Source organism: bacterium (assembly GCA_035380285.1).
Taxonomy (GTDB): domain Bacteria; phylum Auribacterota; class Erginobacteria; order Erginobacterales; family DAOSXE01; genus DAOSXE01.
Genome location: DAOSXE010000012.1, coordinates 57,426 through 77,007 on the forward strand (window position 1 = coordinate 57,426; position 19,582 = coordinate 77,007).

Below are 19,582 nucleotides of genomic sequence, written 5' to 3' on the forward strand. Positions count from 1 at the left end.
GCCGCCGGGACCGCGAACCCGGCAGAGTTTAGCAGGAGCTTCCGCCGGGGGCCAGCGGCATTCTCCCTCCCCGAGACGATTGCAATCCCAGGCCCCGTCCTTATAATAACGGGTCGTGAAGATCCTGCTCGTAACCTCCGACTTCCCCTACCGGGACATCCGTCACGGCGGAGGACAGCTGACAGCGCAATGGATCGAACACCTCGGGCGGCGGCACGACCTCTCCCTCCTCTCCTTCATCCGCGGGGAGGAGATCCCCTTTCTGGAGGAGACCTCGCGCCGGTTCCGGGAGACCCGGACCGTCCCCGCCCGGAGGGGATGGAGCAGCCGGCTGCGGCGGCTGCCCATGCTTCTGCGCCACCCTTACCCGGTAGTGGCCACGCACTCCCGGCGGATGGCGCAGGCCGTCAGGGAGATGACGGCGGGGAACCGTTTCGACCTGGTCCAGTTCGAGTACTTTCACATGGGCCAGTACCTCCCCTTCGTTCCCCGCGGGACCGCCCGCGTCCTCGTCTACCACGACGTCGTCACCCCGGTCCTGCGCCAGAGAATCCGCCGGGCCCGCGGGCTCCATAAATTCCTGCTCTACCGGGAGTGGGAACTGAGCCGGTACTGGGAAAAGTGGTTCGCGATCTGGGCCGGCAACGCCTTCGCCCTCTCTCCCAAAGACCGCCGGGTCATCGACTCCTGGGACGTCGGGGTGCGCAGCTTCGTCCTCCCCCCCCTTCTCCCCCCCTCCTTCTTCCGCCTGAAACGGCGCGCGCGCAGGGACGGGGAAATCGTCTTCATCGGGGCGATGCACCGGCCCGTGAACCAGGACGCCGCCCGGTTTCTCCACCGCCTGGTCCTTCCCCTTCTGCGGGAACGGCACCCCGGAGCCAGGATCAGGATCGTGGGCGAAAACCCTCCTTCCTGGCTGCGGCGGCTCCAGAGCGACTCCTTCATCGTCACCGGCGGGGTCGAGTCCATCGAGCCGTTCCTGGCCGAAGCCGACGCGCTCGCCGTCCCTCTGCGCACGGCGGGAGGTATCATCGTCAAGATCCTGCAGGGGATGGCCGCCGCCGTCCCGGTGGTGGCCACCCGGGCGGCCAACGCCGGGATCGGGGGGCGCGACGGCCGGCACTTGCTGCTGGCCGACCGGCCGGAAGAGTTCGCCGCCGCCCTGGGCTCGCTTCTGGACGATCCCGCCCGGGCCGACGGATTGGGAGCCGGGGGAGCCGAGTTTATCCGCAGACATTTCGCCCCCGAAGACGTACAATCGGCCATTGACCGGCTCTATGAGGGCTTGACGGAGTGATTGATCCCCATGGCCGAACGTAAGCAGGATCGAAACCGGGTCCTGGTCGTCATCCCCGCCTACAACGAGGAGAAAACCCTGGGCCATCTGACCCGGGAGATAGCGCGGGTCTACCCGCGTCTCGACATTCTCGTGGTCGACGACGGCTCCAACGTCCCCCCCCCCCTTCCCGACGGGATCGCGGTCGTCCGCCATCCCTTCAACCTGGGAGACGGCGCCGCCCGACAGACCGGGTTCCTCTACGCTCTCCGCCGCGGCTACGAATTCGTCATCCATCTGGACGCCGACCGCCAGCATACCCCCCGCGAGATTCCGGTCTTCCTCGACGCCCTGGAGGGGACCGGGGCCGACCTGGTGGTGGGCTCGCGGTTCATCGGTTCCTGCACCTACCGGGTGCCGGCCGCACGGCGCCTGGGGATGATGATATTCGGCCTGACCTGCTCCGTCTTCACCGGCAAACGCATCACCGACCCCACCAACGGGTTCCGGGGAATGAACCGCAAAACCCTGCGTCTCTACACCCGGGGTTTCTATCCCCAGCATTTTCCCGACGCCGACGTCATCATCTCCTCCCATTACGGGGGCTTGCGGATCGTCGAGGTCCCGGTCACGGTGGGGCCGACGCGCTCGGTCAACCTTCACCGCGGCTGGAAAATCCTTTACTATATCTACAAGATGTTCCTCTCCACCTTCGTGGCCATACTGGGGAGGCGGGAAAAACCTGCAAAGGAGCCGGGCGGTGCCCCTTAAACAGCAACTGATAGCGATCGCGGTGGCGGCGGGGCTGCTGGCCTTCATCATCGAAGCCGTGCGGAGGCGCAAACTTCGGGAAGAGTACGCCTGGCTCTGGCTCCTGGTGGGAGCGGTCATCGGCCTGCTTTCCCTCTGGCAGGATCTCCTGGGGACGATCACCCGTTTCCTGGGCATCCAGCTTCCGGTCAACACCGTTTTCTTTTTCGGGATCGCCTTCATCGTTTTCATCAACCTCCACTTCACCATCAAGATTTCGCGCCTCACCGACCAGGTCAAACGCCTGACCCAGGAACTGGCGCTTCTGGACGAACGCGTGGGACGGGAAACCCGCGATGGAGACGGGGAAACCTGATCCGCCCGTCACCGTGGTCATTCCCCACCTGGCCGGCGACCGCTGGCTGGGCGAGTGTCTGGAGGCCCTCCGCCGCCAGTCCTTCTCCGATTTCCGGACCGTCCTGGTCGACAACGCCTCCGGCGACGGTTCCTCGGCCCGGGCGCGGGAGCGTTACCCGGGGGTCGACGTCGTCCGCAACGCCGAAAACCTGGGATTCGCCGGGGCCTGCGAGGAAGGCCGGCTGAGAACGCGCTCTCCCCTGCTCGTCTTTCTCAACGACGACGTCGTCCTCGGCCGGGAATGGATGGAACGGATGGTTGCGGCGATGGAGGCGCACCCGGAGACCGCGGCCGCGGCCGGCAAGCTGGTGCAGGCGCACAATCCGCAGCGGATCAGCAGCGCCGGCAACCTGGTGCTCCCCAGCGGGTTCGGCCGCGACCGGGGAGTGGGCGAACCGGACGGGGGGCGGTTCGACCTCCCGGCGGAGGTCTTCTGGGCCAGCGGGGCCGCCTGCATGATCCGCCGACGGGTGCTGGACGAATGCGGGGGATGGGATCGGAGTTTCTTCGCTTATTTCGAGGACATAGACCTGGGGCTGCGCGCGCGGCTGCGGGGGCATGTCTGCAGCTACGTCCCGGAGGCGGCGGGCCGGCATCGGGGGGGGGCGACGGCGGCGGGGTTTCCCCGCCTGGCCTCGGAACTGCTCTTCCGCAACGCCGCCGCCGTCGCCGTCAAGAACTTCCCCGGACGGGTCCTGGGGCGCCGTCTCCCCTCCGTCCTCGGCGCCCATGCCCGGGCGCTCCTCTATCTCACGCTCAAGGGCCACGCCGCGGCCGCCGTCCGGGGCGAGATTTCCCTCCTCCGCCGGCTCCCCCGCTTGCTGGAGCAGCGCCGGAAGATCCAGAAATCCCGGATTATCTCCGCGGAGCGCTTCGAAAAGATCTTCGATCTGGGTTGAGGCGCGGCGGCGGGAACAGGGTAAAGCCGGTTGCCAAAGCGCGGTTTTTCCTCCATATTGCATGGGCATGAATCCGAAAATCGCCATCGTCGTCCTCAACTGGAACGGGCTGGAAGACACCCTCGACTGCCTTACCTCCCTGGACCGTTTCGGCTACGACGGGCTCAACCGGATCGTGGTGGACAACGGCTCCGACGACGGTTCCGCCGAGCTGGTCGCCCGGCGTTACCCCGGGATCACCCTGATCCGGCTTCCCGAGAACCGGGGTTTCACCGGAGGGATCAACACCGGGATCAAGCGCGCCCTGGCCGACGGCGCCGATTTCATCTGCCTGCTCAACAACGACACCGTCGTCACCGCCGGGTTCCTGGAAAAGCTGCTGGAAGCCGCCGCCAAAAATCCCCGGGCCGGGGTGCTCGCCCCCCGGGTCAATTACGCCCGGGATCCCGAACTGGTCTGGAGCCAGGGCATCGCCGTCAACCGCCTGACCGGCCGTATCCTCACCCCCCATTGCGGCCGTCCCGTCGCCAAGGCTCCGGGCCGGGTGGAGGACGTCTCCGCTGTCTCCGGCGCGGTCATGCTCGTTCCCCGCGAGACTTTCGAAACGGTGGGACTGTTCGACGAACGCTATTTTCTCTGCTTCGAAGACGTCGACTTCTGTCTCCGGGTCCGCCGGACGGGCAAGCAGGTTCTGGTCGTCCCCCAGTCCCTGGTCTACCATAAGGTCAGCGTCTCCATGGGGGGCGAAGGGTCCAGCGCCATCATCTACTATTCCACCCGCAACCAGCTGCGGGCGCTCAACACCCGGCTCCCCATGCCCTGGTTCTGGCGGCCGCAACGTAATCTTTTCATCATGGGCTACACCCTCTTCTTCACCCTGATCACATCCCGGACCCCGCTCGGGGAAGGGCTGCGAACCTGGGGACGGGGGCTCTCCGACTACTTCCGCGGCGTCGGGGGGATGAAGAGCCGATGACGGCAGGCGGCGGCGTCAGCTCGCGGGCCGTGGCGGGCCTGGCCCTGGGGGCGTTTCTTTTCTATCTCATCCCCTTCATCGCCAGCACCGAACTGGTTTCGCCGGACGACATGATCTACGATTTTTATTCCACCAACCTGGCCGAAACCGGAGGCTTCGGGTACGTCCCCCCCGGAGACGCCTTCTTCGGCCGAACCGGGTTCACCCCCCGCTACTTCATTTACGCCGGCGGCGGGGAGAAGACCTTCCCCCGGAAGTTCCCGGGGTTCATCCTGGCCTGGGCCGGCTGGAAAGCGCTCCTCCCCTCCTTCCCGGGGAAGCTGATCAACCCCGCCGCCGCCGCCGCCGCCGTCGTTCTCGTGTACCTGATCGCGCGACGCTTTCATCCCCGCGGCCCCGCGGCCGCGGGGGCCGCCGTCCTGCTGGCGGTCAATCCGATCCTCATTCACCGCGCCTACATGTACAACCCCACCGTCTTCAACCTCCTTTTCTTCCTGCTCTCCCTCTGGTTCCTCCTGGAAGCCGTCTGCCGCGGAGGCACGGTCTGGTTCGCGCTCCTGGGGCTGGCCTCCGGTTGTTTCCTATGGATCCGGCCCACCAACGTCGTCTATCTGGCCGGCCTGGCGGGGCTGATTTTCTGGGAGCGGCGGCGGGTACGCGGACCGGCACGGTTTCTCCTCTCCCTGGCGGTCCTGGCGGCCGGGGTCGGGGCGCTGCTCTGGTACAACTCGCGGGTCTTCGGAAGCTGGCTCTCCCTGGGGTACACCGCGGCCACGCGGGTGAGCGGCGAAGTCATGGGGGTCAAGGCCCCCCTCAGCGTCGCCCGCATCCTCGACTACCTCAATTTTCACCCCTCCATCTGGATCAACCATGTGCGCATGCTCCCGCTGACGCTCACCCTGGCCTTCCCCCCCCTGGTCCTGGCACTGATCGGCATCTTCGGGGGCGACGACGAACCGGACCGACCCCGTTTCCGGCCCTTCTACCTGCTGCTGTTCGCCCTGGCGGTCGGCTTCTTCTCCAATTTCGGGACGTACGGGCACGAAGAAGGGGAACTGACCCTCCACTCCTCTTTCCTCCGCTATCTCCTCCCCGCCCTGGCGCTGCTCTGCATTCCGGCGGCGGCGGCGATCGGACGTTTCCCCCGCCCCCGCCGGGCGCTGGCCGCGGCCGTCGGCCTCTCCCTGGCCGTAGCGGTGCTCGCCCCCGGGGGAGTCGTGGAGACGACGCTGCAGAGCGCCTACTACGGTTCGGTCCGCGTATTTATCATGAACCGGGTCCCGGCTTCGGGCGTGCTCTTCAGCCACTACTGGGACAAGACCGCCTTCCCGGAACGGACGGTCTACACCCACGGGACCCAGCTCCCCGAACCCGGAGTCGGCGACGCGGTGGCGGACGTCCTGGCTCGGGGCCGTGAAGCCTGGACCACTTCGCACCCCTGCGACGCTCTCATCCGGGAGGAAGCCGCCCGGAGGGGATGGCCGCTCGAACCCCACCCCGGCCCGGAAGCGCTTTCCCCGGTGCTGCGGAAGGCGTCCGCGTTCATCCCCCCCTCGCTCTATCCCCTGACCCTCTACCGGATCCGGCCCGGCGGGGCGGCGGGGAAAACGGCGCCATGATCGTCTACATTACCCGGAAGTTTCCCCCCTCCATCGGGGGCATGCAGCGTTTCAACCAGAAACTGACCGAGAACCTGGCCGGAAAGATCCCTTTCCGGCTGATCGCCTGGGGACGGTCGCAGCGGTTGATGCCCTGCTTCCTCGTATACGCCGCCCTGAAAACGCTCCGGCTGGGGATGCGGGGGGAGGTAACCGCCGTCTACCTCTCCGACGGCCTGATGGCGCCCCTGGGCGTGGTCCTGAAAAAACTGCTCGGGGTGCCGGTGGCGGTCAACATTCACGGCCGGGATATCGCCTTCGCCTTCCCCGGATATCTGACCGTGGTCCCCTGGGCCCTGCGCCGCCTCGACCGCGTCATCTGCGTCAGCCGGTCGCTGCGGGAAATCTGCCGCGGCTACGGGGTGCCGGAGAAGATCCTCGAGGTCATTCCCAACGGCGTCGACGTCGCCGACTTCGCCTGGACCCGGGAAGAGCGCCCGGACCGCGTCCTGGGCCGGGACTTTTCCGGGAAAACCGTTTTGGTCACGGTCGGGCGCCTGGTTCCCAAGAAAGGAGTCGACCGGTTCGTCCGGGATATCCTCCCCGCCATCGTCCGCGCCGAACCCGCCGTCGTCTATCTGGTGGCCGGAGACGGCCCCCTGCGCGAAGAGATCGTCCGAACCGCCCGCGCCGCCGGGGTCGAAGAGAACCTGGTCATGCTCGGGGACCTGCCCATGAAGGGAGACCTGCTCAAGGCCGCGTACTGCGCCGCCGATATCTTCGTCATGCCCAACGTCCGGGTCTCCGGCGACATCGAGGGCTTCGGCATCGTGGCCATCGAGGGGGGGGCCGCCGGGCTGCCGGTGGTGGCTTCGAAGCTGCAGGGGATCCGCGAGGCCGTCGTCGAGGGCGAGAACGGCGACCTCCTGCCCTGGGACGATCCCGGAGCCTTCGTGGACGCCCTTCTCTCCCTGATCCGGGACCCGGCCCGGCGCCGCCGAGCGGGGGACCGGGCCCGCGCCTTCGTCGCCGAACGCTACGGCTGGGATTCCATCGCCGGACGCTATGCGTCCGTCTTCCGCCGCCTCGTCGACGCCGGCGCGTCGACGCGGCGCCCGGTCAGCGGGTAGCCGGAAGATCGTTGAACGCCCCGTGGTAGACCTTGGAGATCCCCCGAACCCACCAGAGCCCGGAATCGGCCCGGTAGATCGCCGGGTCGTCGAAGCCGTCGCCGTCGTAATCGGCCGGTATCGGAAGATCGGCCAGGGTCCCGAAGTAGAACCGGGTCGTGCCCCGGGCCAGCCAGAGACCGGCGAAGGGACGAAAGACCGCGGGCGCGGCGGCGGCTTCCCCGTAGCGGGCCGGCACCGGGTAGTCGGAAGAACTCCCGAAATAAACCCGGGTCAGCGAGCGCACGATCCAGAGCCCGCTGGACGGCCGGAAGACGGCCACGTCCACCCCGCCGTCGCCGCCGTAATCGGCCCGCACCGGTAGATCCCCCGATTTCCCGAAATAGAGCTTGGTGACGGCGCGGACGATCCAGGAACCGCTGGACGGCCGGAAAACGCAGGCGTCCGTCACGCCGTCCGCGTCGTAATCTCCGGGGACCACCCGGTCGTCCGCGCGACCGAAAAAGTAGGACGTCACCCCCCGGATCAGCCATTTGCCCCGGGATGCGCGGTAGAGGGCGATATCGGCGGTCCCGTCGCCGTCGTAGTCGCCGCTGACGGGGAGGTCTCCGGACGCTCCGAAATACGCCCTGGTCGCCCCCCTGACCGCCCAGAGCCCGACCGGGGGACGGAAGACCGCGATGTCGGAGCGGCCGTCGCCGAGGTAGTCACCGCCGGCCACCGGGTTGATCCATACCCCGAGCACGGGAGTGGGCTCCACGGTGGGCGTGGGAGAAACCGCGGGAGTGAGGACGGGGGACGGCATCCGGCTGGGAGTGGGAACGGGCGTAATCACCGTGGGGGTGGGTCCGGGCAGGGGGCCGGTGGGGATGCCCCAGATCTCGATGTCGTCGATGTTCCACCCCGAGTAGTCGTTGAACTGGTCGGTCGGCCCCATCCCCCAGCGCAGGCGCAGGGTTCCCGCGCCGTCGGCGCCGGGACCCAGCTGGTACGAAAACGGCGTCCAGGAGGAATCGGCGGTGTCGACGTCGAACATCTTGGGGTTTTCCCAGATCCCGACCCAGCGGCTGCCGTCGGTGGAGAATTCGATCAGGGCGTGGTCGTACTGCGACCGCTCCACGTTCAGCCAGCGTTGGAACCGGAGGTTGACGGATTCCAGAAACGAGCAGTCGAGGGCGGGAGCGGTCAACCACGAGGTCCCGGACATCGAACCCGGATAGTCGCCCTCCAGGTTGTATCCGTAGACGTTGGCCCCGGTGGCCCCGGAGACCGGGTCGGGGTTGAACCAGCCCGAAGCGTTGCCCTGCCCCTGGGGCACGCCGAACTCCCATCCGGTATCGGCGTTCCAACTGGGGTTGTAATCGAGGGAAAAGAAATAGACCCGGACCGGCTGGGCGGCGGTGGGCGTGGCGACGGGACTGGGGGTGGGGGGGGCGCTGGGCGGCGGGGTGGCGGTGGGAACGGAGGTGGGAGTGGCGGAAGGAGTGGGGGTGGCGGTGGGGGGCGGCGTGCGGGTGGCCTGGGGGACGCCCCAGATTTCGATGTCGTCGATGTTCCACCCCGAAAACGTGCGGATGTTGTCGGAAGGCCCCATGCCCCAGCGGAAACGGACCTGGGGTTGGTACCCGGCCGCCTGAACCTGGTAGGTCATCACCGTCCAGGCAGAGTCGGTGGTGTTGATGGGGGGGGGGAGGTTCTGGTAGATGCGCACCCACTCTTCCCCGTCGGTGGTGTATTCGATCCGGGCGTAGTCGTGGGTGGCGGCTTCGACGTTGAGCCAGCGCCAGAAGACCAGCTTGATCTGGGTCGCCGCCGAACAGTCGATGGGGCCGGTGGTCAGAAAATATTCGGGCATGTCGTTGGGGTAGTTGCCTTCCAGGTTGTACCCGTAGACGTTGGCCCCGGTATGTCCGGAATTCGGATCGGGGTAACCCTGATTGATGGGATCGGTGCCCCCTCCCCAGCCGGCGGGAACGCCGAAAGCCCAGTCGGATTCGACGGTCCAGCCCGGATCCGTGTCCAGGGGGAAGGAATAGAGCTCTTCCGCGGGCCGGGGCGTGGGGGTCGGGGGCGGGGTGGCGGTGGGAACGGGAGAGATGGTGGGGGAAGGCGTGGGGGAAACCGTGGGCGAAGGGGACGGCGAAGCCGTCGGCACCGCCGTCGGCGACGGCGTGGGGGACTCGGGGGCGAAAAGACGGTTTTCGCAGAACTCGGAAGTGCTGGAGAGAGAGGTGAACTGAACGGCGGTAAGCCAATCGCCCTCGCTGATTCCGGCCGCGGTCTCGACCGTCCAGACCGTGGAGACCGCCAGCGGCGCCGAACCCAGGTAGAGCATCCCTTCCCCGGGACCGCTCCCGGAGACATCGGCCCGGTACACCTCGACCCCGCACCCCAGGCTCCGGGTGCCGGCCACCCGGGCCGAAGAAGGAGAGGTCCAGGTCACCTCGACGATGGCGGGAGGGCCGACGCCCTGGTTGGCACCATCGAGAAGACGGATCCCCAGGCCGGCGTTGTCGTAGGTCGAGTTCCGGGAGACGAGATCGGAGGTCGATCCGCTCCCCTCGATCCTGACGCCGTCGCGCTCGCCGCTCTGACCGTTGAACGCGGCCGTGTTCTCCTCCAGGAGGTTGCCGGCGGCCCCGGAGCGCAGGCGAACCCCGGAAAACAGGTTGCCCAGGGCGGCGCCGGCACCGTCGGTGCCGAGCAGGTTGCCCCTGAGGACGTTGTTCCCGGAATCGTCGAGGAGAATCCCGTCGCCGAGGTTCTCCCCCACCAGGTTGCCTTCCCCGGAGCCGGTATCCCCGACCTGATTCCCTCCCGCCCCCCCTTCGATCACGATGCCGGCGTCGCCGTCGCGCCCCTGGCCGTTGGCTACGGCCGAAACCCCGTCGGCGCCCAACCCGACCAGGTTGCTCCGAAGCAGGTTGTCGACGGTCGCCGGCGGAGAGGCGACCTGCTGAGTCAGCCGAATTCCGCAGAACGAGTTGCCGCTGAAAACGTTGAGGTAGCCGCCGGGCGCCCCGACTTCGATCCCGGAGCTGTCGGTGAGCAACAGTCCCTCCCGGTTGGGGACGGAGAGCAGGCCGGAAGCGTCGGTGCCGACCAGGTTTCCCCAGACTCCGTTCCCGGCGCCGGTACAGGCGTTGAACCAGATCCCGGCCGCGGACCCGTGCCCGGAGACAAGGTTGCCCTCTCCCGCCGCGGAATCGCCTCCCACCACGGTTTCGGCGGCGCTCCAGACCGAGACCCCCCCCAACCCGTTGGCCAGAGCCGCGGCGCCGGTCGGATCGGTGCCGATGTAGTTGTTGCGGATGCCGGTCCGGACCGCGCCCGCGCCGCCGCGGTTGACCGAGATGCCGTATCCCCCGTTCGCGGCGACGACGTTCCGGCCGGTGCCCGCGCCGCCCACCGTCGCTCCCGACCCTCCTTCGATCCGGATTCCGTCCCCCCCGTTGCCGGAAGCGGCGCCGGAGGAGGTCAGGCCGATATAATTGCCTTCGATGCTGTTGTCGTCCCCTCCCGAGACCAACACTCCCGAGGTCTCGTTGTCCACGACCTGATTGGGAAACCCCTCTTCTCCGAAACGGTTGTAGGAACCGCTGATCTCCGCCCCCACCGATCCGCCGGTCAAGGTCAGACCCCGCACGGTGTTGCCGTCACCGTCGATCGCCAGGCAGCGGTACCCGTCCCCGTCGATGACCACGTCGCCGCTTCCCTGCCCGGAGTAGAAACCGTCGACGACCAGGTTGTCGGCGCTCAGCACCAGATCGGCGGCGAGGACGATGGCGGTCGCCGTCCCCGGGGGAAAGGCGGTCTGACTGAAAAAAAGGGTTCCGGAAGCGTTTTCGAGCCCGTACCGGAGCTGCCCGGCGGTCCCGGGGTCGGTGTCGGTGGCCAGGATCACTTCGTAATCGGCGGCGGCGGGCGACAGCCAGGCGCCGGACGCCGCCAGGACGGCGCCGAGAAGCTGTGCTTTCCGGACGGCGTTTCCCATGGCTCCCCTCCCGTTCTCCCGGCCCCCGTCAGTAGCGGGCGCCCCGCAAAAACGTAGCGACTCCGTAGAGTGTACCACACCCGTGGCAGAAGAGATCGATCAGAAGCAGCCCGGCCCCCAGGAAGAAATACGCCGGCCGGGTGCGGGCGGCGAGGCCGGCCAGAAAGCCGGCGTTGATCGCCACCGCGGCGGCGGCGAAAACCGCGGCCGCCGCCGCCGGTTCCCAAGACCGCCAGCCGGCGGCGGCCAGGAGCGCCGCCGCCGCCGCGAAGGTCAGGACCATGCCTCCCAGAAAGGCGCGGCTGGTGGTGACGTAGGAACTCTTGCGGCTGGAGATCCGGTCCCGGAGCGCGATCTTGGCCGATCCCGCGGCGCGGCGGAAGGCCGTGCGGCAGAGCGAGGAGAAACCGTAATGACGGATATGGTCGACTTGGAGCCGCTTGTCGATGACCAGCGGCCGCCCCCGCTTGACGATGCGCAGGCCGATCTCGAGGTCCTCGATGGTGGCGGAACGGTACTGCTCGTCGAACCCGCCCACTTCGGCGAAGACTTCGCGGCGGACGGCGGCCAGACTGGTATAGAATACGCCGACGCGACGCGGCAGCTTCATATAGGTGTAGTGCATGTAGTAGTTCTTGTATTGGCTGCAGAGATCGGGGAAGCGGGTGACGGGAGCGAGGAGCCCGATGACCCCGGCCACGGAGGGATCGGCGAAATCCTCCTCCAGGCAGGAAAAGACGTCGGGGGGTACGACCACGTCGTTGTCGACGAAGACCAGGATATCGCCGGAAGCGGACCGCGCGCCCAGGTTCCGGGCGGAGGCGGCGCCCCGGTTGACCGAACTCCGCTCGACCTTGACCGGGAACCGCTCCGCCAGAGAGTCCGACCCGTCGGTGGAGGCGTCGTCCGCCACGATCACCTCGCCGGAGCGCGCGCCGGCGGCGAAAAGACCTTCCAGTGCCTCCGGGAGCGTGGCGGAACCGTTATGGTTGGGAATGACGACCGAAAACTTCATTCCGGACCCATCTCAGCGGGAGAGGGGAAGGTCGCCTTCCCGGCCGTAGTAGAAAGCGGTTTCGCCCCTGACCGCCCAGAGCCCGTTGCGGAAAACCGCGCAATCGGGAACGCCGTCGCCGGCGTAGGCGGCGGGGACCGGATCGTCCCCCCGGACGCCGAAATAGACCCGGCTCCCCCCCGGAGAGAGCCAGAGACCGGCCCCCGACCGGAAAATCCCCGTCCCCGCGCCGGCGCCGGAGCGCAGCACGAGGGGAAGATCGTTGGCGCCCCCGAACCAGGCCGGGCTCTGCCCGAGGTGCAGCCACTTGCCGTCGGACCCCCGGTAGAGAACGAAGTCGGCGGTGCCGTCTCCGCCGTAGTCGGCGGCCAGGGGCAGGTCTCCGGCGGCGCCGAACCAGATCCGGGTCCTCCCCCGCACCGCCCAGAGCCCATCGCGGAAGAGCGCGCAATCGGCGGTCCCGTCGCCGTCGAAGTCGGCGGGAACGGGAACGTCGCCCGCGGCGCCGAAATACCAGCGGGTGAAGGCGCGGACTAGCCAGGCGCCGGAACGGTAGACGGCCGGATCGGTCGCGCCGTCGCCGTCGAAGTCGGCGGGAACGGGAACGTCGCCCTCGGTCCCGTAACAGACGCGGGTGAGGCCGCGGACCAGCCAGAGGCCGCCGCGGAAGAGCGCGAAGTCGACGGTTCCGTCGCCGTCGAAGTCGGAGCCGCCCGCGGCCGGGAACGGCGCGAGATCGAAGTCCTGCTCGGCGCCCGGATCAGGGTCGGGGAGGGTGAGGGTCGTCCGCCGGGAGTGGTACCCGGGAGCGGTAACCGTGACCGCGTACTCCCAGGGCCCGCATTCGTCGGCCCCGATCACGGAGGTCAGGTAGTAGCCCGAGGATTCGGTGACGGCGGACGTCTCCCCGTGGGTGGCGGTGATCAGGGTGACTTCGGCCCCCGGCACCCCCTGGCCGGCGGCGGCGGCGTAGACGTGCCCTTCCAGGCGGATACCCAGGCTGCACGGGGTCGGGGTCGGCGGGGGGGAGGTGGGGACGGGGGTGGGGGCCCCGGCCCCGGGCCAGCCGGCCAACCGGGCGAAGAGCCACCAGGCCGCCCGGCCCTTGAGGATGCAGTTGAGGTTGGCGCAGGGGGGGCTGTCGGAGTGGGCGCACCCGGTGCAACCGCCGTAGCCGGCGACCCCGTCGCCGGTGGTCAGGATGGACAGCTCGGAGGAGGGGTGGGCCGCCAGCCACTGGGAAGCCCAGTTTCTCTCCCCCACCCCGGGCTGGGTGTAGTCGAGATTGTCGTACATCTCCAGGTCCCAGAAGTAGGAGCCGTCGGGATCGTAGGCCTCGATGTCGGCGAAGTCGAAGAGAACGCGGCCGTTGGCGGCGCAGTGCGCGCGGATGCGCTGGTTGTTGTAGTGAACGTTGCCGGTGCCGTCGCCGTAGTCCTCCTCGTACTCCCCTTCCCCCTCGGCGTGCCCGGTCATGAAGACGAAGATCACGGGGTGCTGAGCGGCCCGGGCCTTGCTCCCGCCCGGACCGTACTCCGAGATCAGCAGCTCCATGTGGTCGAGGTAGCGCTGGACGTTATGCCCGTTGATGCTGCACCAGGACCAGACGACGACGTTGACGTGGTAGTTGGCGGGGTCGTCGAGGAGGGCCCGGGTGGCGGTGACCCAGGGGGTGACGCCGTGGCCGTCGATGTAATCCCCCGCGCTCAGGTCGGCGCAACCGGGGATCCCCTCGTCGTCGAGGTCGAGACCGGAGGAACCGTCGTCGCTCCAGCGATACCGGTCCCCGTAGGCGGGAAAGGCTCCCAGACAGTCCATTCCGGTGATCAGCTGGCTGCCGTGAGAGGTGTGCTGATACGCGATGTGCAGGTCGCTTTTGGCCTGGGCGATCCAGGCCGAGGGAACGGTTCCCGAATCCGTGCAGGTGTGGTCCACCAGCAGCGTCTGGGCTCCGGCGGCGAACGCCAGGGCCGGGAAAAGCAGCACCGCCGCGATCGGTCTCATGCGAGGCCTCCTTTTGAGTATAATTATACCAGGAATCGGAGAAAACGCACAGACTAGCGCTTGGAGCCGGGGGTAAACTATGGTAGTTTCTGAAAGGACCGGGGGAGACGCGACCATGCGGAAGAACGCCGTTATTCTGGCCATCGACGACGAGGAGTCGATCCTCACCCTGCTGGGCATCCATTTTCGCGGGTTGGGCCTGGCCCTGGAAACAGCCGGAACCGGGGAAGAAGGCTTGCGGAAGGCCAAGGCCCTCAAGCCCGACCTTATTCTCCTGGACGTCGCCCTTCCCGACATCACCGGTTTGGACGCTCTCCAGGCTCTGAAAGAGGACCCGGAACTGAAGCGGATCCCCGTCATCATCCTCTCCGGGTACCCCCTGGAGGAAGCCAGCAACGTCTTCCTGGAGGCGGGGGCGGCGGACTATATCCTTAAAACCGTCCGGATCAGGCAGGTTATCGAAGATGTCCTCTCCTACCTCCCCGCCGGGGAAAACCAGTAAGTACCTGCCTCCCGCCTGGTTCAGAAGGGCGATCGAATCGGCCCGGGAGACGGTGGTCTTCACCGATACCGGCCGCCGGATCATCTACGCCAACCCCGCCCTGCGCGTCTCCCACGGGTACGCTCCGGAAGAGGTGATCGGCTTTTCCTCCACCGACCTTTTCGGCGACATCCCCGGCAACCCCGACGATCTCGGGCCCAAGATCGCCGAGGAAGCGGTGGGAGGCGTCTGGAGGGGGGAAGTCTATAACCGCCGCAAGGACGGATCGGTCTTCCCCGTTCGCCTGACCGTCTCCACCGTCTACGACGCCGATCTCGACATACTCGGCTACATCGGCATCTCCACCGACATCACCGAGGAAAAACGCCGGGAAGCCGAACTCAACCTGACCTTGAAACAGCTGCGCAAGGCCTCCGACTTCAAGGGGGAGTTCATATCCACCCTCTCTCACGAAATCCGGACTCCCCTCACTTCCATCCGGGCTTTCTCCAATATCCTCCTGACCATGGGGGACCGGGCGGACGAGGCCACCCGGCGGGAGTTCATCGGGCAGATCCACGCCGCGTCGGAGCGGCTGAACGGCATGCTCAACCGGATGCTCGAACTCGCCAAGATCGAATCCGGCGAGATGAGCTTCAACGACGAGGTCGTCAACCTGACCGGCGCCGCCCTGGAAGCGGTCGCGGACATGCAGGGCCTGGCCCTGGAGAAAAACGTGGCCATCGACCTCTGCAACCCTCCGCTGGAAGTCAGGGTCGTGGCCGACCGGGACCGGATCCGGGAAGTTTTTCTCAACCTCCTGAGTAACGCCATCAAGTATTCCCCTCCGGGGAGCACGGTCTCGATCGAGCTGGGGTGGAAGGAAAAGGGGAAGGGCGCGGCCGAAGTCCGCATCCGCGACCAGGGCCCGGGGATCCCGGACGGGATGGAGGAAACCATCTTCGAACGCTTTCAGCAGGGGGACCGGAGCGGCGAAAACGGCCACGGCGTCGGCCTGGGCCTGGCCATCTGCCGCGAAATCCTCCGCCATTACGGGGGCGGGATCCGCGCCGGGAACGGCCCCGAGGGCGCGGTCTTCACCTTCACGCTGCCCTCCCTCACGTAGCGGGCGGGGCCTCCCCGAAGAGGTGGATATCCCGTTGCGGGAAGGGGATGGAGAACCCTTCCTTCTCCAGGGCCTGTTTCAACCGGGCGTAGAAATCGTTGAGCACGTCTCCGAACGCGCCGGGAGCGGTGTAGACGAAGATGTCGAAATTGACGCTGCTGTCCCCCAGTTCCTTGAGCCGGACAAAGGGGGCCGGGTCCTTGAGGATCCGGGCGTCGGCCTCCAGCACTCCCGCGATCACTTCCCGGGCGCGGAACTGATCGTCTCCATAGGCGATCCCCACCGAAAATACGGTGCGGCGGAAGGGGGCGCGGGCGTAGTTGACGATCTTGGTTCCCCAGACGCTGGAGTTGGGGAGGTAGACCACCGGTCCTTCGAAGGACTTGAGCTTGGTGGAGACGATGTTGAGGTCCTCGACCGTGCCCATGGTCCCGGCGATATCGACGACGTCCCCCAGACGGAAGGGACGGTAGACCAGGATCATGATGCCGGAAGCGAAATTGGAGAGGGAATCCTTGAAGGCGAAGCCCAGGACCAGGCTCCCCACCCCCAGGCTGGCCACGAAGGGGGCGATCGACACCCCCAGTTTTTCCAGGGCCATGATGGCCGCCACCACCACCACCGTGCTCCGGGCGGCCCGGGCGGCCAGGCCGATCAGAAGTTTTTCCTCCCTGAGTTTTCCCCGGGCGAGGACCCGGCTGACGAGCCGGCCCACGAACCGGCTCGCCAGCCAGCCGAGCCCGAATAAAATCAGGGCGTAGGCCACGTCGGCCACCGCTTCCGGACCCTGTTCGAACAACCAGTTTTTCCAGGCTTCCATCGCTCCCTCCTCGTCAGTATCTGCTTGAGCGTTCTTGCTGGGAATGTTTACCATATAACCGGTCCGGAGGAGATTCCAGACTATTTATCCATGAGCGAGCGACGCGATACATCCGGGTCCCGGCTCCCCGGGGGGAGGGTGATGTTCCATCTTTTTCCCTTGGGGGCCCTGCTCCTTTCCGGGGACGGCGCCATCCTCGACGCCAACCCCGCCGCCTGCCGCAACTCCGGCTACGAACCCCGGGAACTGACGGAGCGCAACGTCCGGGACCTGGTTCCGGCAGAGGACCGCGAAAAGGTGGAGGAAGCCCTGGAGCGGCTGCGCCGGGGAGAGGATCTGCCCGGGCCCGTCCGGGTCGTCCACGCCGACGGCTCCGTTCATTGGAAGGAAGTGTACGGGGCCGCCCTGGGCGCGGGGCGCGGAAAATTTCTCCTGGTGATCAAGGACATCTCCACCGAGGTCGAGGCCCGCCACTCCCTGGAAATCAGCGAAGGAAGGCTGCGCCTGATCCTGGCCAACACCACCGACATCAGCTTCCGGATGGAAGCGGAGAAGGGCTACACCTTCGTCAGTCCGGCGGTCGAACATATCCTGGGCTATCCCCCGGAAGCTTACTACCGCGATCCCCTCTTCCACCGCCGGATCACCCTGCGGGGGGACCTGGACAAGATCGAACGGATCTTTTCCAGCCTCGGCGCCCGGGAACGCCCCCCGGAGCGCGTGGTGGTCAAACAGGTCCACCGCGACGGGCGCGTGGTCTACCTCGACTACTCCCTCACCTTCGAAGTCGACGAGTCCGGGAAGGTGGTGGCCTTCGAGGGCCTGGCCCGCGACGTCACCGCCCGGACCCTGGCCGAGAAGGAACTCAAGCGCCGGGAAACGATCTTCCGGACCATCTACCACAGCGCGCCGGTCATGATCATGGCCTTCGACGAGGGCGGGGGCATCCTCCTCTGGAACCGGGAGTGCCGGGAAAAAATCGGCTGGAGTTCGGACGAGATCATGAACTCGGACGACCCCCTGGGCCAGCTTTTCTCCGACACCGAAACCCGGGACCGCTTCTTCGAGCACGCCCTGCTCGGGGAAGGGACCTACTCCCGCTGGGAGGTCCGGACCCGGGCGGGGGAGAAACGGCTCCAGGACTGGGCCAGCTTCAAGTTGGAATCCGGGAACATCGTCTCGGTCGGGGTGGACATGACCGATTACGAAACGGCCAACGAAGCCATCCGCCGCAGCGAGCTCAAGCTGCGGCAGATCATCGACCTCGTCCCCCATTTCATCTTCGCCAAGGACGACTCGGGAAAGATCCTGACCGCCAACCGGGCCATGGCCGATTTTCACGGAACCACCGTCGAAGCGATGCTGGGAAAGACCGACGCCGACTTCTACCCGGCCGAGCTGGCCCGGGCCTTCCACGAACAGGACCTCGATGTCATCCGCCGGGGCCGGCCCCGGCTCATACCGGAGGAAACGGTCGTCGACCACAACGGCCGGGATCGGGTTTTTCAAACCATCAAAATACCCTTCACCTCGACCGGAACTCCGAGACCGAGCGTCCTCGGCGTCGCCATGGACATCACCGAGCGCAAGCGGATGGAGGAAGAGCTGATCCGCACCTCCAAGATCGAGACCATCGGCCTGATGGCGGGGGGAATCGCCCACGACTTCAACAATATCCTCACCGGGATCGCGGGGCAGATCTCCCTGGCCAAGATGCGCGCCGGCGGCAACCAGGAGATCATCCAGAAACTGGAGCGGGCGGAGCGCGGGATCCGCCAGGCCCGCAACCTGACCCGGGAACTCCTGTCCTTCTCCCGGGGGGAAACCCCGAACCTGGTCCCGGTCGACCTGGCCGCGGTGATCCGGGAAAACCTGGACATCGCCCTGAGCGGATCGGAAGTCGTTTCCCGGATCGAAATCGACCCCGAACTCAAGCCCGTTCTCGGGGACCGGGGCCAACTCGGCCAGGTGATCCACAACCTCGCCATCAACGCCAAGCAAGCGATGAAAGGACGGGGAACTCTCGTCCTCCGGGCCGGCAACGTCACGGTGCGCGACGGGAAAATCCCCGGCCTGGGCGCGGGCGAATACGTCTGCCTGACCAGCAGCGACACCGGGCCCGGCATCTCCCCCGCCCACCTGGAGAAAATGTTCGAGCCCTTCTACACCACCAAGCGCACCGGTGCGGGGCTGGGGTTGGCGGTGGTCAACTCCATCGTCCGCAAACACCAAGGAGCGATCGTCGCCTCCTCCATCCCGGGAAAAGGCGCCACCTTCACCGTCTACCTGCCGGCCAGCGACGCTCCCCCGCCCGGGGAAGGAGAGCACCCGGTCACTCCCGGCTGCGGATCGGGCCGGATTCTTCACGTCGACGACGAACCCGAGGTCCGGGAGGGGGTGCGGGAGATGCTGGAACTGCTGGGCTATCGGGTCAGCTCGGCCGAGAGCGGAGAACGCGGGATCGAGCTGTACCGGGAAGCCCGAAAGCAGGGAGACCCCTACGTCGCCGTCCTCCTCGACCTGGTCATGCCCGACGGCATCGGGGGGAAAGAGACGGCGCGGGCGCTGAGGAAGGAAAATCCCGACGCCTGCCTGATCGCCGCCAGCGGCTTCTCCAACGACACCGCCATCGTCGACCCCCGGGGGAACGGATTCGACGCCTCCCTCTCCAAGCCTTTCATGCTGGGAGAACTCAACCGGGTGATCGAGCGGGCCTGCGCCGGACGGCAGGCGCCCCCGGAGGGGGCCGAAACCAACCCGTAAGGGGATCAGAGGCGGCGGGGGTCCTGCCGGAACCGCCGCCGGACCACGCGGATCCGCTTTTCCATGATCCGGAACCGGACCGCCCCGAAGACCGATACCGCCGCCCCCAGGGGGATCAGGGCCAGGCCCAGGTAATAGAGCGCCCCCCCGGAGACGAAGTGCACGAAGGTCACCCCGGCCAGGACCAGGGTGAGTCCCCCGCGCAGGTAGGCGAGAAAGGTCCGTTCGTTGGCCAGGAGCGTCCGGTCGAGCGCCAGCTCGTCCCGGAGAATCAGATCCTGGTGGCGGAAACGTTCGTAGGGATTTTCGATCATGCTTGCTTCCTTGCCTCCG

The 19,582-nt window shown here is 67.2% G+C and carries 15 protein-coding genes and 1 pseudogene; 11 read left to right on the forward strand and 5 right to left on the reverse strand.

All coding sequences use genetic code 11. From position 1 onward, the window contains the following. Positions 1-115: 115 nt before the first annotated feature. The 8 genes and pseudogenes from PLZ73_06185 to PLZ73_06220 all read left to right on the forward strand — a co-directional run bounded on the left by PLZ73_06185 (position 116) and on the right by PLZ73_06220 (position 7,046). Positions 116-1,297, forward strand: a complete 1,182-nt coding sequence (locus tag PLZ73_06185) for a glycosyltransferase (GenBank protein HOO77461.1) — start codon at positions 116-118, stop codon at positions 1,295-1,297. A 9-nt stretch (positions 1,298-1,306) separates the two neighbouring features. After that, positions 1,307-2,047, forward strand: coding sequence for a glycosyltransferase family 2 protein (locus PLZ73_06190; GenBank protein ID HOO77462.1), 741 nt, complete (start codon positions 1,307-1,309; stop codon positions 2,045-2,047). Further along, positions 2,037-2,402: a DUF2304 domain-containing protein gene (locus PLZ73_06195; GenBank protein HOO77463.1), complete on the forward strand. Its 366-nt coding sequence runs from the start codon at positions 2,037-2,039 to the stop codon at positions 2,400-2,402. The genes PLZ73_06190 and PLZ73_06195 overlap by 11 nt, the downstream gene beginning before the upstream one ends. Then, the gene (locus PLZ73_06200) at positions 2,383-3,342 is read left to right on the forward strand and encodes a glycosyltransferase family 2 protein (GenBank protein HOO77464.1); all 960 of its coding nucleotides are present in this window, start codon (positions 2,383-2,385) and stop codon (positions 3,340-3,342) included. The genes PLZ73_06195 and PLZ73_06200 overlap by 20 nt, the downstream gene beginning before the upstream one ends. Before the next feature lie 67 nt (positions 3,343-3,409). Continuing rightward, entirely contained in the window at positions 3,410-4,318 is a 909-nt protein-coding gene (locus tag PLZ73_06205; GenBank protein ID HOO77465.1) for a glycosyltransferase family 2 protein, read from the forward strand. Positions 4,319-4,428: 110 nt separating this feature from the next. Next, complete coding sequence (locus PLZ73_06210; protein HOO77466.1) at positions 4,429-5,937, forward strand: glycosyltransferase family 39 protein; 1,509 nt, start codon at positions 4,429-4,431, stop codon at positions 5,935-5,937. Continuing rightward, positions 5,868-6,374: pseudogene (locus PLZ73_06215) on the forward strand (glycosyltransferase). Before PLZ73_06210 ends, PLZ73_06215 begins: the two are co-directional and overlap by 70 nt. 51 nt (positions 6,375-6,425) lie before the next feature. Continuing rightward, positions 6,426-7,046 (forward strand): glycosyltransferase family 4 protein, encoded by a 621-nt coding sequence (locus tag PLZ73_06220; GenBank protein ID HOO77467.1) that lies wholly within the window; start codon positions 6,426-6,428, stop codon positions 7,044-7,046. Here PLZ73_06220 and PLZ73_06225 read toward each other — a convergent pair. Genes PLZ73_06225 through PLZ73_06235 form a run of 3 tightly spaced genes read right to left on the reverse strand, consistent with a single transcriptional unit; the run spans position 7,036 to position 14,059 of the window. Further along, positions 7,036-11,040 (reverse strand): right-handed parallel beta-helix repeat-containing protein, encoded by a 4,005-nt coding sequence (locus PLZ73_06225; GenBank protein HOO77468.1) that lies wholly within the window; start codon positions 11,038-11,040, stop codon positions 7,036-7,038. The genes PLZ73_06220 and PLZ73_06225 overlap by 11 nt on opposite strands. A 28-nt stretch (positions 11,041-11,068) precedes the next feature. Beyond that, the gene (locus tag PLZ73_06230; protein ID HOO77469.1) at positions 11,069-12,055 is read right to left on the reverse strand and encodes a glycosyltransferase; all 987 of its coding nucleotides are present in this window, start codon (positions 12,053-12,055) and stop codon (positions 11,069-11,071) included. A 12-nt stretch (positions 12,056-12,067) separates the two neighbouring features. Next, positions 12,068-14,059, reverse strand: coding sequence for a carboxypeptidase-like regulatory domain-containing protein (locus tag PLZ73_06235; protein ID HOO77470.1), 1,992 nt, complete (start codon positions 14,057-14,059; stop codon positions 12,068-12,070). 115 nt (positions 14,060-14,174) lie between these two features. On the opposite strand from PLZ73_06235, the gene PLZ73_06240 reads away from it, so the two are divergent. Both PLZ73_06240 and PLZ73_06245 read left to right on the forward strand, forming a co-directional pair. Further along, positions 14,175-14,561: a response regulator gene (locus PLZ73_06240; protein HOO77471.1), complete on the forward strand. Its 387-nt coding sequence runs from the start codon at positions 14,175-14,177 to the stop codon at positions 14,559-14,561. Further along, complete coding sequence (locus PLZ73_06245) at positions 14,524-15,666, forward strand: PAS domain-containing sensor histidine kinase (GenBank protein HOO77472.1); 1,143 nt, start codon at positions 14,524-14,526, stop codon at positions 15,664-15,666. The genes PLZ73_06240 and PLZ73_06245 overlap by 38 nt, the downstream gene beginning before the upstream one ends. On the opposite strand, the gene PLZ73_06250 is transcribed toward PLZ73_06245, so the two are convergent. Then, the gene (locus PLZ73_06250) at positions 15,659-16,486 is read right to left on the reverse strand and encodes a mechanosensitive ion channel family protein (protein HOO77473.1); all 828 of its coding nucleotides are present in this window, start codon (positions 16,484-16,486) and stop codon (positions 15,659-15,661) included. The genes PLZ73_06245 and PLZ73_06250 overlap by 8 nt on opposite strands. Before the next feature lie 90 nt (positions 16,487-16,576). Here PLZ73_06250 and PLZ73_06255 point away from each other — a divergent pair, with 90 nt between their 5' ends. Next, positions 16,577-19,249, forward strand: a complete 2,673-nt coding sequence (locus PLZ73_06255; protein ID HOO77474.1) for a PAS domain S-box protein — start codon at positions 16,577-16,579, stop codon at positions 19,247-19,249. 5 nt (positions 19,250-19,254) lie between these two features. Here the strand turns inward: PLZ73_06255 and PLZ73_06260 are convergent, their stop codons facing one another. Next, positions 19,255-19,563, reverse strand: a complete 309-nt coding sequence (locus PLZ73_06260) for a DUF202 domain-containing protein (GenBank protein HOO77475.1) — start codon at positions 19,561-19,563, stop codon at positions 19,255-19,257. Between the last annotated feature and the right edge of the window lie 19 nt (positions 19,564-19,582).

Excerpts from the sequence above, each read along its gene's own strand:
- PLZ73_06190 (HOO77462.1), top strand. The coding sequence starts at position 1,307 with ATGGCCGAACGTAAGCAGGATCGAAACCGGGTCCTGGTCGTCATCCCC.
- PLZ73_06200 (HOO77464.1), top strand. The coding sequence starts at position 2,383 with ATGGAGACGGGGAAACCTGATCCGCCCGTCACCGTGGTCATTCCCCAC.
- PLZ73_06205 (HOO77465.1), top strand. The coding sequence starts at position 3,410 with ATGAATCCGAAAATCGCCATCGTCGTCCTCAACTGGAACGGGCTGGAA.
- PLZ73_06210 (HOO77466.1), top strand. The coding sequence starts at position 4,429 with ATGATCTACGATTTTTATTCCACCAACCTGGCCGAAACCGGAGGCTTC.
- PLZ73_06225 (HOO77468.1), bottom strand. The coding sequence starts at position 11,040 with ATGGGAAACGCCGTCCGGAAAGCACAGCTTCTCGGCGCCGTCCTGGCG.
- PLZ73_06230 (HOO77469.1), bottom strand. The coding sequence starts at position 12,055 with ATGAAGTTTTCGGTCGTCATTCCCAACCATAACGGTTCCGCCACGCTC.
- PLZ73_06235 (HOO77470.1), bottom strand. The coding sequence starts at position 14,059 with ATGAGACCGATCGCGGCGGTGCTGCTTTTCCCGGCCCTGGCGTTCGCC.
- PLZ73_06240 (HOO77471.1), top strand. The coding sequence starts at position 14,175 with ATGCGGAAGAACGCCGTTATTCTGGCCATCGACGACGAGGAGTCGATC.
- PLZ73_06245 (HOO77472.1), top strand. The coding sequence starts at position 14,524 with ATGTCCTCTCCTACCTCCCCGCCGGGGAAAACCAGTAAGTACCTGCCT.
- PLZ73_06250 (HOO77473.1), bottom strand. The coding sequence starts at position 16,486 with ATGGAAGCCTGGAAAAACTGGTTGTTCGAACAGGGTCCGGAAGCGGTG.
- PLZ73_06255 (HOO77474.1), top strand. The coding sequence starts at position 16,577 with ATGAGCGAGCGACGCGATACATCCGGGTCCCGGCTCCCCGGGGGGAGG.
- PLZ73_06260 (HOO77475.1), bottom strand. The coding sequence starts at position 19,563 with ATGATCGAAAATCCCTACGAACGTTTCCGCCACCAGGATCTGATTCTC.